Raw genomic sequence first — 11,618 nt, forward strand, 5'->3', positions numbered from 1 at the left:
CTCGTGTGCTCGGAGATGTGTAAGTGCCATGGGTGTTGTCGTCGGTGAAACCGCCGAAATTGGCAACGGCTGCACGATTTACCAGGGCGTGACGCTGGGCGGCACCTCGCTCTACAAAGGCACCAAGCGCCACCCCACGCTGGGGCAGGGTGTGGTGGTCGGCGCTGGCGCGCAGGTGCTGGGCGGCTTCACCGTGGGCGACGGCGCCAGGATCGGCTCCAATGCCGTGGTGGTCAAGCCCGTGCCAGCAGGCGCCACCGTAGTGGGCAATCCGGCGCGCGTGATCCAGGCCGATGCCGATGTGAAGCGCGAGCAAGTCGCCAGCCAGATGGGGTTTTCAGCCTATGGCGTCACGCAAAACGACGACCCGCTGTCGCAGGCGCTGCGCGGCCTGATCGACAACGCAGCCGGCCAGGAGCACCAGATTGCCATGCTCTGGCAGGCGATTGAGAAGCTGTCGGGTCCGCAAACCACCAGCACCCAGGAATGCGTACCCAAAGACGCCGCGCTGCTGGAAACCTTTGAAGCCGACAAGCTGAACCAGCTGGTCGGCAAGTAGCGGGTTCAAATTCTGCTTGCTATTATTTTAATAGCTGTTTACGCCCGTCCTATATGGATAAAAGCCATTTTTCACTAAGATTTCGGGGCGCGGATTGCGTTATTGGGCCGGAACGCCTTGCACACGGCAGGATCGGCTTCCAGGTAAGGCCCGCCTATCAGGTCAATGCAGTAGGGCACGGCGGCAAAGATGCCGGGCACAAGCGATTCGCCGGCTTCATTTTTCAGCCCTTCCAGCGTTTCCTGGATGGACTTGGGCTGGCCGGGCAGGTTGATGATCAGGCTTTGGTCACGAATCACGGCGCATTGGCGCGACAAGATGGCGGTGGGCACAAATTTGAGGCTGATCTGCCGCATCTGCTCGCCAAAGCCCGGCATTTCCTTGTGCGCCACGGCCCGCGTGGCTTCTGGCGTCACGTCGCGTAGCGCAGGCCCGGTGCCGCCTGTGGTCAGCACCAGTGAGCAGCCGGCATCGACCAGTTCAATCAGCGTGGCGCTGATGCGCGGCTGTTCGTCAGGAATCAGGCGTTCTTCAAACGTGAGGGGGTTGCGCAGGGCGCGTGTGAGCCATTCCCTGAGCGCAGGCAGGCCCTTGTCCACATAAACACCCGCCGAGGCACGGTCGCTGACCGACACGATACCGATCTTGACTGCATCGCAGGTCGTACTCATGCGTCGGGCTCCTGGGTCATCGCCTGTTTGACCATCTGAAAAATCTCGCGGTAAGGCTTGCCGTGGCGCGGCGCTTCACCCGGCTTTTCGGGCTTGGCGTCCTTGCGGGCCTGGCGGATCAGGGCGCGCAACTGCTGCGCGTCGGTGTCCGGGTGCGCCGTGAGCCAGGCGCCCAGCGCATCGTCCGAAGCGACCAGCTTGTCGCGCCATTGTTCGGCCAGGTGCAGGGTCAGCGTGAGCTGCGCCGAGCCGCCCTGCTGCTCGTTGATGGCTTCGCGAATCGGTCCGGGGTCGAGCGGCCGCATCAGTTTGCCGATGAATTGCATCTGGCGGCGCTTGCCCTCGAAGTGGGTGATGCGCTTGGCCTCGGCCAGGGCATCCAGCAGCTTGACGGGCAGGTCAAGGCGCGCGATGAGGTCGGCGCGCAATGTCAGCAGCGCTTCACCCAGCGCCTGCTTTTCATCGGCCTCGGCTTTCAGCTGGGTTTTGCTGGGTGGGCCTACTTCTTCGGCGGCAATCTCTTCGGGTTTGACGAATCGGCCGTTGGACCAGTAGCCTTTGATGGCCTTGGGAGTCTTGTTGTTCATAGCAGTCAGTATCATAGCGACCCATATGACCCAAAAAGCCTCTACCCGTTCATTCCGCAATGCTTCTCGCCCCGCTGGCAGCCAAACCAGCCCGCCCGAGGCTGGTTTCAGCTACCACCGTGACTATTTCGAGGAGCTGGTCGACAGCGCGCTGGCCCACGCCAAAAAGCTGGGTGCCAGCGACGCTGCCGCCGAAGCCTCGGAGGGCTGCGGCCTTTCGGTCAGCGTGCGCAAGGGGGAGCTCGAAACCGTGGAGCGCAACCGCGACAAGTCGCTGGGCGTCACGGTGTACCTCGGCAAAAAGCGCGGCAACGCGGCCACCAGCGATTTTTCGAAAGCGGCGATTGTGCAGACCGTGAAAGCGGCCTACGACATTGCGCGCTTCACGGCGGAAGACGAGACATCGGGCCTGCCCGACGAGCGCGACATAGCCCGCGTGCACCCGGCGCTGGACCTGTTCTACCCCTGGGCCATCACCTCGGAAGAGGCCGCCCAGTTGGCCCTGCAGTGTGAAGCCGCTGCCATGGGCACGAGTCGCCTGATCACTAACAGCGAAGGGGCTGGCGTGTCGGCCCAGCAAAGCCATTTTTTCAGCGCCCACAGCAAGGGTTTTCGCGGCGGTTACGCCAGCTCGCGCCACAGCATTTCCGTGGCCCCCATCGCCGGCAAGGGCAACCAGATGCAGCGCGACGCCTGGTACAGCTCCATGCGCGACGCCACCGAACTGGCCCGCCCTGAAGCGGTGGGCCGCTATGCCGCCGAACGCGCACTGGCGCGCCTGAAAAGCCGAAAAATTCCCACCACGCAGTGCCCGGTGCTGTTTGAGTCCCCATTGGCGGCAGGCCTGTTGGGCGGTTTTGTGCAGGCTGTCAGCGGCGGTGCGCTGTACCGCAAAAGCACATTTTTGCTCGACAGCCTGGGCAAACCGGCATTTCCCAAACACATTGACATCGCCGAAGACCCACACCTGCTCAAAGGCAAGGGTAGCGCGCCGTTTGATGAAGAAGGGGTGAAAACCAGCGCGCGCAAGGTGGTCGATGCGGGACGGGTAGAGGGCTACTTCCTGAGCACCTATTCAGCCCGCAAACTGGGCATGCGCACCACGGGCAATGCCGGCGGCTCGCACAACCTCACACTCACCAGCCGACGCACGCGTCCCGGTGACGACCTGGATGCAATGCTGCGCAAACTGGGTCGGGGATTGTTTGTGACTGAGCTAATGGGGCAGGGCGTGAACTACGTGACGGGCGACTACTCGCGCGGCGCTTCAGGCTTCTGGGTAGAAAACGGCCAGATCGCGTTCCCGGTTGAAGAAATCACCATTGCCGGCAACCTCAAGGACATGCTGATGGGCATCCAGGCGGTGGGCGCGGATGCTTACAACTATGGCGCCAAAACCGTCGGCTCCATATTGGTCAACCGGATGAAGGTGGCCGGGTCCTGATTCTCCCGGACCCCAGGGTTTGCGGGCGTGTCGGCACCTTGAAATTTAGCTGTTTTAAGGCGCTAGCCCAATAGTTTCGGGCGTAAGCAGCTATTTATTCAGTAGCGCTTGGTGCTTGGCGAAACCGCAGGCCCGGCCTAAGGTCAAGCGGCCAGGGCTGCTTTAACCGCCGCTGACACCTGGCTCATATCCGCTTTTCCTGCCAGCTGGGCTTTCACCGCCCCCATCACCTTGCCCATGTCGCCGGGGCCTGCCGGGCGTCCCAGTTCAGCGCCCAGTTCGGCGACGATGGCTTTCACGGCGGCTGTCACCTCGTCGGCACTCAGGCGCGCGGGCAGATAGGTCTGCAGCACGATGATTTCTGCCGCCTCCTTGTCGGCAAGATCGGTGCGCGCTGCCTTTTGAAACGCCTCAATCGAATCCTTGCGCTGTTTGATCAGCTTGTCGACGATGGCGACCACGGCCACATCGTCCAGGACCACGCGTTCATCAATCTCTTTTTGCTTGAGGGCCGCCAGCAGCAGTCGGATGGTGCCCAGGCGCTCACTGTCCTTGGCGCGCATGGCGGTTTTCATGTCTTCGGTAATCTGGTCTTTGAGTGACATTGCGGGCTCCTGAAGGGGTGCGGATAGTGTTGGAGGAATGACGGCTGAAAAGTAAAAAAGCCCGCAGAGCGTCCTCTTGCGGGCTTTTGAGCTGCCGTCAGGCTGTACTGGATCAGTACAGCTTTTTGGGCAACTGCATCGAGCGGATACGCTTGTAGTTACGCTTGACGGCGGCTGCCTTCTTGCGCTTGCGCTCGGCCGTTGGTTTTTCGTAAAACTCGCGGGCGCGCAGGTCGGTCAGCAGACCGAGTTTTTCAATGGTGCGCTTGAAACGGCGCAGAGCCACGTCGAAGGGCTCGTTGTCTTTTACACGGATAGTGGTCATTGATAAATTGATCCAAAAGGTACGCCTTTATTGATCTGATCAGGATCAGGCCGGGCGCGGGTTTGCTAGCAAAGCCTAAAAGTATAACAGACCACGCGCAGAAATCGGGTCGTTAGGCGACTGAAAAACCACTCTGTTTGGCAGCCAGCGCCTCTGCGCAGGCGAAACCCGACGCCCAGGCCCACTGGAAGTTGTAACCGCCCAGCCAGCCGGTCACATCGACGACTTCGCCGATGAAATACAGCCCCGGCTGTTTGGACTCCATGGTTTGCGAGGACAAATCCCGGGTGTCGACGCCACCCACGGTGACTTCAGCCTTTTTGTAGCCTTCCGAGCCGGTGGGCGTGAGCACCCAGTCGCTCAGACGCTGCGCCAGCGCCAGCAGGGCCTTGTCGGTGGCTTCGCTGATGGGGCGCTGCAGGGCCGGGTCCTGGCTGACCCAGGCGTCGGCCAGACGGCTGGGCACCAGGCTGGCCAGTTCGTTGGCAATCAGCTTTTTGGAAGTGGCCTTCGCGCGCAGCAGGGTTGCGGGCAGATCCACGCCGGGCGCCAGGTTGACGCGTATCGGCTGGCCTTCGCGCCAGAAGCTGGAAATTTGCAACACCGCCGGGCCGCTCAGTCCTCGGTGGGTGAACAGCAGATCTTCCGAACACACTGTCACCTTTTTGCGCTGCCTGGGGGTCGCGTCCGCTGCTGTGGTTTCAATCTGCACCGGCAGCGCCAAGCCGGCCAGCTGGGCATAAGGGGCCCAGGCTTCACCGTCAAAGGTCAGGGGAACCAGCGCGGCTCTAGGTTCCACCAGGCGCAGGCCGAATTGCCTGGCGATGCGATAGCCCCAGTCGGTGGCGCCGATTTTCGGGATGGACAGGCCGCCCGTGGCGATCACCACCTGTGACGCTTCTATCAGCCCGCGGTTGCTCTCAATTCGATAGCTGCTTGCGCCCGTCTGCTCTGGGCTGAGGATGCTTTTTATGCTGCAAGGTTGCCAGCGCGTGACCTGGCCGGCAGCGCACTCGGCCAGCAGCACGTTGATCACATCTTCAGCCGAACGGTCGCAAAAGAGCTGGCCCTTGTGTTTTTCATGAAAGGAAATGTTGTAGCGCTGCAGCAGCGCCATGAAGTCTTGCGGGGTGTAGCGCGACAGGGCCGAGCGGCAAAAGTTCGGGTTCTCGCTCAAAAAGTTGGCCGGGCCCACCTCGCGGTTGGTGAAGTTGCACCGGCCACCGCCAGAGATGCGGATTTTCTCGGCTACTTTCTCGCTGTGGTCCAGCAGCAGCACCTTCAGACCCCGCTGCCCGGCCACGCCGGCGCAAAACAGCCCGGCCGCGCCTGCGCCTATCACTACAACATCGAATTTATGGGTCAAATCAGCCTCTGGTCCACGTAAGACGGGTGCGGGTAGCTATAAAAAGCATAGCAATATGCCGGCCAAGGCTTGGTCAAGCCAAGTCGCAAGCCCGTTGCGGCTTGTGGTTGAAAGTGGGAGTGTAGCCTCGCCTGTCTTTACTGTTTCACGATGACCGGTTGAACCGTGAACACATTGGCATTCTTGGTGTCCACGGTGACGCGGACCCAGTGAATCAGCGGGCTGCCAAAGGTTTGCAGGCGCGTGAGGTTGGCCAGCAGCTTGCTGGGGCTGTATAGCGGCTTGTCCATCTTGAAGAAATGGGTGTCGCCGTGCACCAGCAAGACCTGGCCCGGGAACTGCTCTGTCTCAGTGATCACGTTGCTGATGAAATTGCGGTAGCCGCTGAAGCGGGGCGACTGGCTCTCGTCCTTGTCGGCGGTCTCTGGCAGGTCAAAACCGGGATCGGCCTGAAACACCAGCACCAGTCCGCGCGCCTTGCTGTTTTTGGCGGCTGCAAAGGCTTGCTGCATCCAGCGCACATTGGCGGCATCGCGCTCCAGGTACTCGGCGTTGCTGGCTTCGCACTGCGCGGCGGTCCGTGCGCTCTTGTGAGTGCAGTCCTTTTCGTCCAGAATTTTGTTGTTGTTGCTGCCCGGCATATTCAGGGTGACAAACACAATGCCGCGGTGGCTGAAACGCGTGTTTTCAACAAACTTGTCACCAGCCTGGCCCTGATGGATCAGCGGCATCTGGCGCTTGCCCAGGCTGTTGGCGTTGGGGAACATGGTTTTGCGCAGGTAGCCCAGGCGTTCCAGCGCGTCGTAGCCACCATTGTTGGTGCGGTGGCAATCCGTCCATTCGTTGTCGCCGGGTGCATAGATCACCGGCTTTTTCAATTCGCCGAACATGGCGAGGGCCGAGGCGTAAATGTCATCGGTGCATGGGGAGCTGCCGTCCTTGATGTCGCCGTCGTAAATTGAAAATACGATGTCAGACTGGTTGATGCTTTTGAGCAGCGCCGGGATTTTCGGGCCGTCGCCGGCTTTCTGGTAAGGCATGTCGCCCCACAGGCCGAACGAAAAGGTTTGCGCTTGCGCGCAGGTGACGCTGAGTGCCAGCAGCACGCCAGCCAGAAGACGGGTTGACATTGGGTGGTCCAGTCAAAAGCTGTGATTCTAGCGAGCCCGCAGGGCAGCGCTGAAGACCGCGCGGTGAGTGAGTGAGTGAGTGAGCTGCTCAGGCGGCGCGAACCGCTTCCGGGTGCGCCGCCGCCAGCGCCACGCCGCTGATGACGTCGCCCACCACGATGATGGACGGGCTGGCCATGCCGCCCTCATTGATCGCGTCTGCCAGCGCGCCTAGCGTGGTGATGAGGTGGCGCTGCGTCGGCAGGGAAGCGTTCTGGATCACGGCCACCGGTGTTGCCGCAGGCAAGCCGGTTAGCAGCTCGTTCTGGATGCGCCCCGCACCGCTGACGCCCATGTAAATCACCAGCGTGAGCCGGGCGCTATGCGCGGTGGCGGCCAGCGCCTGCCAGTCGGTGCCAGCATCGCCAGGCTTGGCGTGGCCGGTCACAAACACCACGCCCTGGGCATGTTGGCGGTGCGTCAGCGGCACGCCCAGCGAAGTCACGGCGGCCAGCCCGGCGGTGATGCCGTTGATGACCTCCACCTCAACGCCTGCCGCACGCAAGTTCTCGACTTCTTCGCCGCCGCGGCCAAAGATGAAGGGGTCGCCGCCTTTGAGCCGCACAACGTGTTCGCCTTCCCGGGCGGCCATGATCATGAGCTTTTCGATGAAGGCCTGCGGTGTGGACTTGCAGCCGCCGCGCTTGCCCACATGCACGATACGGGCATTGGGTGGCGCAAAAGCCACGATCTCGTCACTGACCAGGTCGTCGACGAACAGCACCGTGGCGCGCTGGATGGCTTTGAGGGCCTTGAGGGTGAGCAGTTCCGGGTCGCCGGGGCCTGCGCCAACGAGGATGACTTTGCCGTTGTTCATAGTTGTCGAACCAGATGCAAGATATGTTCCACCTGTTGCGCAATCGATGTCGGCAAGGGGCTTTTCCCGGCCAGCACCGACTGAATATAGGCGGCTGTGCTGGCTGCATCAATCTCTTTGGGTAGACTGGGCACCGAGGGCAAGGTTCCCTTCACGCCCTCCTGCAACAGGACGCGCTGCCCGCCGATGAATGCCTCCATTTGCGGCATGCGGCGTGCGTCGGCCACCACTTCGCCTTCGGTGCCGCGCAGCAGCAGCGCATGGGCCTTGGTCAGCTCAAACGTCTGCGCCATGGACACTGCGTATTCCGGATGGGTGTAGCTGCTGATCACCAGGCTCTTGCCCAGGCAGGGATTCATGATCTTGACCAGGCTGTGCGCTGGATTGCGCAGGCCCACCACGCACCGCACATCCAGCAATCGCTTGAGGGCAGGGCACAGCAGCTCGGTGGGTATAAAAACGACTTCTCCTGGCGCTATTGATGTGACAGCTGCATGCGCATGAATATCAAGGGCTGCAAGCACTTCTGATATAAAAATCCGGCTGGATTCGGTGGCGGTTCCGTGTATCAGAACGGGCAAACCCTCGCGCGCCAGCAGCAGGGCCAGCAGCGGCGTGAGCAGCGGCAATTTACGGGCGCCGTTGTAGCTGGGCAGCACGACTGTAGGCGTGTCGCTGGCGGGCAGGCGGTTCAGGCGCTGATGGACGGCATCCAGAAAACCCGCCATCTCATCGGGCGTTTCACCCTTGATGCGCATGGCCAGGCAAAAAGCGCCGATTTCCAGGTCTGTCACCGTGCCGTCGAGCACCTGGCCCAACAGGTCGGCCGCCTGCTCGCGCGACAAGGCTCTGGCGCCGTCCTTGCCACGCCCGATTTCCTTGATGTACTGGCTGATACCCATTCTGCAATTGTCCGCGAATGCAGATAACTTCCTGTTATGAGCTTAAGCCAGCTGTTTGATCGGGATGACGGTGCGTGGCTGGGCCGTTTCGTCGGCCGCCCCGGCGCTGCGGGCAGAGCGCACCCCTGTGCTTGAGTTCGGGCCGGCAGGAGCCGCAATGGGTGCCGCACTTCAGGGCCTCCTGCAGTGAAGCCAGGCTGCCCCCAGCAGGGGCAGGAAGATTCAGTGTGCAACAGGCCCTCAGCGCAGTCACGCAGACCGCCAAGGAACTAGGACGATTGCATCGCCAGTGTGTGATTCACTGCGATATCAAGCCCGCCAACCTGCACCAAAGTGAGGACGACGTGTGGCGTCTGCTCGATTTGGGTGTGGCGCTTCACGGACGTTGACGACACCACAGGTCACGCCGCTTATATGGCGTGACTCCCGCAGGGTCGGCTGCGCACCCGGCGCAGCCGACCCTGCCCAGACATCGCTCTAATTACCGGCGAGCGTCGTCTGCACCGCGAGCGCCATGCGCATCGCCGATTGCGTCATCGGTACCACGACCGCCCCGGGTATGCCCTGCACTATTATCGGCGCCGCGACCCTGGCCGTGGCCACTGGCGCTTGATCCGCCCCTGCTGTCTGAGCCACCCCCTGAACCCATACCGCTTGAGCCGCTGCCCCCCGAGCCGCTGGCACCGCCGGAACCCATACCGCCTGAACCCATGCCGCTGCCCCCCGAGCCACCGCCACCACCGCCGCTTCCTCCACGGGCCATAGCCGGCGTTACGACCAATCCAACAGCGATCACCGTCGCCAAAGCCATTGCAGTTTTCTTGAGATTGAACATGACAGATATTCCTTATAAAAAACTTGAAAGCACCTGGTTAGAACATAGAGAACTCAAATTGGCTGTATTCTCGTTTGTTCGCTTATACGTGTGATTATTTCCCACGTATGACGAGAATATACGTGGGATAAAATTCCACGTCAATGTTTTTCGTGTAACTATTTCCCACGTCTTGTGTTACATTGAGGTGTTGTCAAGCAGTTCAGTCACATGCCCACCTCCCAGATGTCCAGCACCACGCCCACGCCAGCTTTCGTCCTGGCGTTGCGTCGCGTGTTTCGCCCCCTGGTGAGACTCATGCTGGCGCGCGGCGTCACTTACCCTTACCTTTGCGATCTGCTCAAAGCACTTTTTGTCGAAGTGGCCGACAAGGATTTCCGCATAGGGCCCAAGCCGCCGACCGATAGCCGGGTCAGCCTGGTCTCTGGCGTCCACCGAAAAGAGGTAAATCGCTTGCGGCAGGAAATGGCTTCTGATGTGGAAATCGTTCCCTCAGTGGTGTCGCTGGGCGCACAACTGGTGGCTGTCTGGCTAGGCTCGCCACAGTATCTGGACGACGACGGCCAGCCCCAACCGCTGGCCCGCTTTGCCAGCGAAGGCGGTGACTTGTCTTTTGAGGCCTTGGTCGCCAGCGTGAACAGCGACATCCGTTCGCGCGTGGTACTTGACGAGTGGCTGCGGCTGGGCTTGGTGCGTTTTGACGAGCAGCGTCGGGTATGCCTCAACGTACAGGCCTTCATTCCAGCCGAAGGCTTTGATGAAAAAGCGTTTTATTTCGGTCATAACCTGCACGACCATGTGGCCGCAGCCGCAAGCAATCTGATCGGCAGCGACAAGCCATTTCTGGAGCGTAGCGTTCACTATGACGCACTCAGCGCAAGCTCTGTCGCCGCACTTGCCGCGCAGTCGGAGCAGGTCGGCATGAAGGCCCTGCTGGAATTGAACAAGAGCGCTATCGCGCTCGAGAAGGCTGACCTGACCGACACAGCACCCCGGCAGCGAATGACTTTTGGCATTTATTTCTACACCGAGACGGCGACGCCCGCCAAAGATGGGTAACCCACAGCCGCAGGAGATCGCCATGAATGTAAGCTCCCCCTCCCGGACGCACCGTGCTTTGATTCATGCGGTGACGGTCCTTGTCGCATTGGTCCTGGTCTGCAGACCTGTTTACGCACAAAACGTCTGCAATACCACGGCGTCGTCGGTCAATCCGGCCACCCTTGAGCCTGGCATTGGCGGAACCGGCTCGCCGGTATCCGGTACATTGCGCGCGTGGTGGCAGGCGCTGACGAAGGGAACCGTACGGGCCGGGTCTGCGGACAGCGCAAGCCAGCATGTGGTGGCGAGCCGTCCCGGCATAGGCGGAACAGGAATCAGCAGCGATAACGGGGGTATTGGCGGTACCGGTATCGTCGGCGTGATCACCGGTTTTGCGAGCATTTGCGTCAACGGTGTGGAGGTGCACTACGACGCCAGCACGCCGGTGTTTTCCGATGGTCGCGCTGCCATGGCGCGAGAACTGGCGGTGGGACAGGTGGTTGCCGTGCGGGCCTCAGGCGCGGGGGCGCAAGTCGCTGCGCGCAACATCGCCGTGCTTCATGCGGTAGTCGGCCCGGTGAGTCGCGTTGATCTCACGACGGGCCAGTTGGAGCTTCTTGGCCAGACGGTACGCGCCGACGATCCAGGCGATCTGTCGAACCTTAAGTCCGGTGACTGGGTGCAGGTGAGCGGGTATCGCTTGTCTTCGGGTGAGGTGGCGGCCTCGCGCATTGAGCCGATCGCAGCGCGGGCGCAGGCGCAGATCACCGGGCAGATCGGCCGGGTCGATGCGAGCGGGTTCATGCTGTACGGTGCCCGCATCAGGCTGGATAAGCTGAGCTTGCCCAGCGGCGCAGTACCTGGCACCGAGGTGGCGGTGCGCGGTAGCTGGGACGGCATCAGCCTGATCGCCCGGGGCATTGAGATTGATCCGACGCGCCATGGTGTGGGTCGTGTGGACAACGTGGTGTTGGAGGGCTACGTGCATGCCTTGAGGGGGAGCGAACTCAGTTTGGGCAACAACGTGATGACGCTGGCGCCGAACGTGCAGATTTCCGGCAGCAGCGGCAGCCCACTGGCGGTCGATCAGCGTGTCCAGGTCAGTGGCCGGGTCGGTGCTGACCAGCGCATCACGGTGGATCGGGTGGATGTCAGAGGCGAAGGATCGGGCTCGGGCGGTACGCGAAGCGGTAAAGGGATTAGTTCGGGCCGCAGCGGATCATCAGGTTCATCGGGCGGTGGCATGGGCGGTGGCTCATCGGGTGGTGGCATGGGTGGTGGCTCATCGGGTGGTGGG

Annotated in this window: 14 protein-coding genes; 6 read left to right on the forward strand and 8 right to left on the reverse strand. The window is 61.6% G+C overall.

The annotated features are described in order from the left end of the window. The coding region (locus B3F77_RS11980; RefSeq protein ID WP_293605171.1) for a serine O-acetyltransferase at positions 1-559 on the forward strand (559 nt) is incomplete at its 5' end. Positions 560-633: 74 nt separating this feature from the next. On the opposite strand, the gene mog is transcribed toward B3F77_RS11980, so the two are convergent. Together mog and yjgA are read right to left on the reverse strand one after the other, a co-directional pair. Further along, a complete protein-coding gene (gene mog / locus B3F77_RS11985) occupies positions 634-1,230 on the reverse strand; it encodes a molybdopterin adenylyltransferase (RefSeq protein WP_293605172.1) in 597 nt (198 codons plus the stop codon). After that, entirely contained in the window at positions 1,227-1,817 is a 591-nt protein-coding gene (gene yjgA, locus B3F77_RS11990) for a ribosome biogenesis factor YjgA (protein ID WP_293605173.1), read from the reverse strand. Before yjgA ends, mog begins: the two co-directional genes overlap by 4 nt. Positions 1,818-1,842: 25 nt before the next feature. On the opposite strand from yjgA, the gene pmbA reads away from it, so the two are divergent. Then, positions 1,843-3,261: a metalloprotease PmbA gene (gene pmbA, locus B3F77_RS11995; RefSeq protein ID WP_293605174.1), complete on the forward strand. Its 1,419-nt coding sequence runs from the start codon at positions 1,843-1,845 to the stop codon at positions 3,259-3,261. Between the two features lie 143 nt (positions 3,262-3,404). On the opposite strand, the gene B3F77_RS12000 is transcribed toward pmbA, so the two are convergent. The 6 genes from B3F77_RS12000 to ybiB form a co-directional block, all read right to left on the reverse strand. Then, complete coding sequence (locus tag B3F77_RS12000) at positions 3,405-3,866, reverse strand: GatB/YqeY domain-containing protein (protein ID WP_293605175.1); 462 nt, start codon at positions 3,864-3,866, stop codon at positions 3,405-3,407. Positions 3,867-3,978: 112 nt separating this feature from the next. Then, the gene (rpsU, locus tag B3F77_RS12005) at positions 3,979-4,191 is read right to left on the reverse strand and encodes a 30S ribosomal protein S21 (RefSeq protein ID WP_007872347.1); all 213 of its coding nucleotides are present in this window, start codon (positions 4,189-4,191) and stop codon (positions 3,979-3,981) included. A 112-nt stretch (positions 4,192-4,303) separates the two neighbouring features. Next, positions 4,304-5,557 carry an NAD(P)/FAD-dependent oxidoreductase gene (locus B3F77_RS12010; RefSeq protein ID WP_293605176.1) on the reverse strand — a complete coding sequence of 418 codons (1,254 nt, stop codon included), beginning with the start codon at positions 5,555-5,557 and terminating at the stop codon, positions 4,304-4,306. Positions 5,558-5,694: 137 nt separating this feature from the next. Further along, complete coding sequence (locus B3F77_RS12015) at positions 5,695-6,687, reverse strand: hypothetical protein (protein ID WP_293605177.1); 993 nt, start codon at positions 6,685-6,687, stop codon at positions 5,695-5,697. A gap of 88 nt (positions 6,688-6,775) precedes the next feature. Continuing rightward, positions 6,776-7,543: a uroporphyrinogen-III C-methyltransferase gene (gene cobA, locus B3F77_RS12020; RefSeq protein ID WP_293605178.1), complete on the reverse strand. Its 768-nt coding sequence runs from the start codon at positions 7,541-7,543 to the stop codon at positions 6,776-6,778. After that, the gene (gene ybiB / locus B3F77_RS12025; RefSeq protein WP_293605179.1) at positions 7,540-8,445 is read right to left on the reverse strand and encodes a DNA-binding protein YbiB; all 906 of its coding nucleotides are present in this window, start codon (positions 8,443-8,445) and stop codon (positions 7,540-7,542) included. The genes cobA and ybiB overlap by 4 nt, the downstream gene beginning before the upstream one ends. Positions 8,446-8,672: 227 nt before the next feature. Here ybiB and B3F77_RS12030 point away from each other — a divergent pair, with 227 nt between their 5' ends. The 4 genes from B3F77_RS12030 to B3F77_RS12045 all read left to right on the forward strand — a co-directional run. Then, positions 8,673-8,834 carry a protein kinase domain-containing protein gene (locus B3F77_RS12030; RefSeq protein ID WP_293605180.1) on the forward strand — a complete coding sequence of 54 codons (162 nt, stop codon included), beginning with the start codon at positions 8,673-8,675 and terminating at the stop codon, positions 8,832-8,834. 321 nt (positions 8,835-9,155) lie between these two features. Next, entirely contained in the window at positions 9,156-9,374 is a 219-nt protein-coding gene (locus B3F77_RS12035) for a hypothetical protein (protein WP_293605181.1), read from the forward strand. A 116-nt stretch (positions 9,375-9,490) separates the two neighbouring features. Next, a complete protein-coding gene (locus B3F77_RS12040) occupies positions 9,491-10,339 on the forward strand; it encodes a DUF6502 family protein (RefSeq protein WP_293605182.1) in 849 nt (282 codons plus the stop codon). Between the two features lie 22 nt (positions 10,340-10,361). Beyond that, positions 10,362-11,618, forward strand: a 1,257-nt coding sequence (locus B3F77_RS12045) for a DUF5666 domain-containing protein (protein WP_293605183.1), incomplete at its 3' end; no start/stop codon positions are given.

This window comes from Polaromonas sp. UBA4122 (assembly GCA_002381615.1).
Classification (GTDB): Bacteria; Pseudomonadota; Gammaproteobacteria; order Burkholderiales; family Burkholderiaceae_C; genus Polaromonas.

Bases quoted from the DNA above. Each gene is read 5' to 3' on its own strand.
- mog (WP_293605172.1), bottom strand. From the start codon at position 1,230: ATGAGTACGACCTGCGATGCAGTCAAGATCGGTATCGTGTCGGTCAGC.
- ybiB (WP_293605179.1), bottom strand. From the start codon at position 8,445: ATGGGTATCAGCCAGTACATCAAGGAAATCGGGCGTGGCAAGGACGGC.
- pmbA (WP_293605174.1), top strand. From the start codon at position 1,843: ATGACCCAAAAAGCCTCTACCCGTTCATTCCGCAATGCTTCTCGCCCC.
- B3F77_RS12015 (WP_293605177.1), bottom strand. From the start codon at position 6,687: ATGTCAACCCGTCTTCTGGCTGGCGTGCTGCTGGCACTCAGCGTCACC.
- B3F77_RS12000 (WP_293605175.1), bottom strand. From the start codon at position 3,866: ATGTCACTCAAAGACCAGATTACCGAAGACATGAAAACCGCCATGCGC.
- cobA (WP_293605178.1), bottom strand. From the start codon at position 7,543: ATGAACAACGGCAAAGTCATCCTCGTTGGCGCAGGCCCCGGCGACCCG.
- yjgA (WP_293605173.1), bottom strand. From the start codon at position 1,817: ATGAACAACAAGACTCCCAAGGCCATCAAAGGCTACTGGTCCAACGGC.
- rpsU (WP_007872347.1), bottom strand. From the start codon at position 4,191: ATGACCACTATCCGTGTAAAAGACAACGAGCCCTTCGACGTGGCTCTG.
- B3F77_RS12040 (WP_293605182.1), top strand. From the start codon at position 9,491: ATGCCCACCTCCCAGATGTCCAGCACCACGCCCACGCCAGCTTTCGTC.
- B3F77_RS12035 (WP_293605181.1), top strand. From the start codon at position 9,156: ATGCCGCTGCCCCCCGAGCCACCGCCACCACCGCCGCTTCCTCCACGG.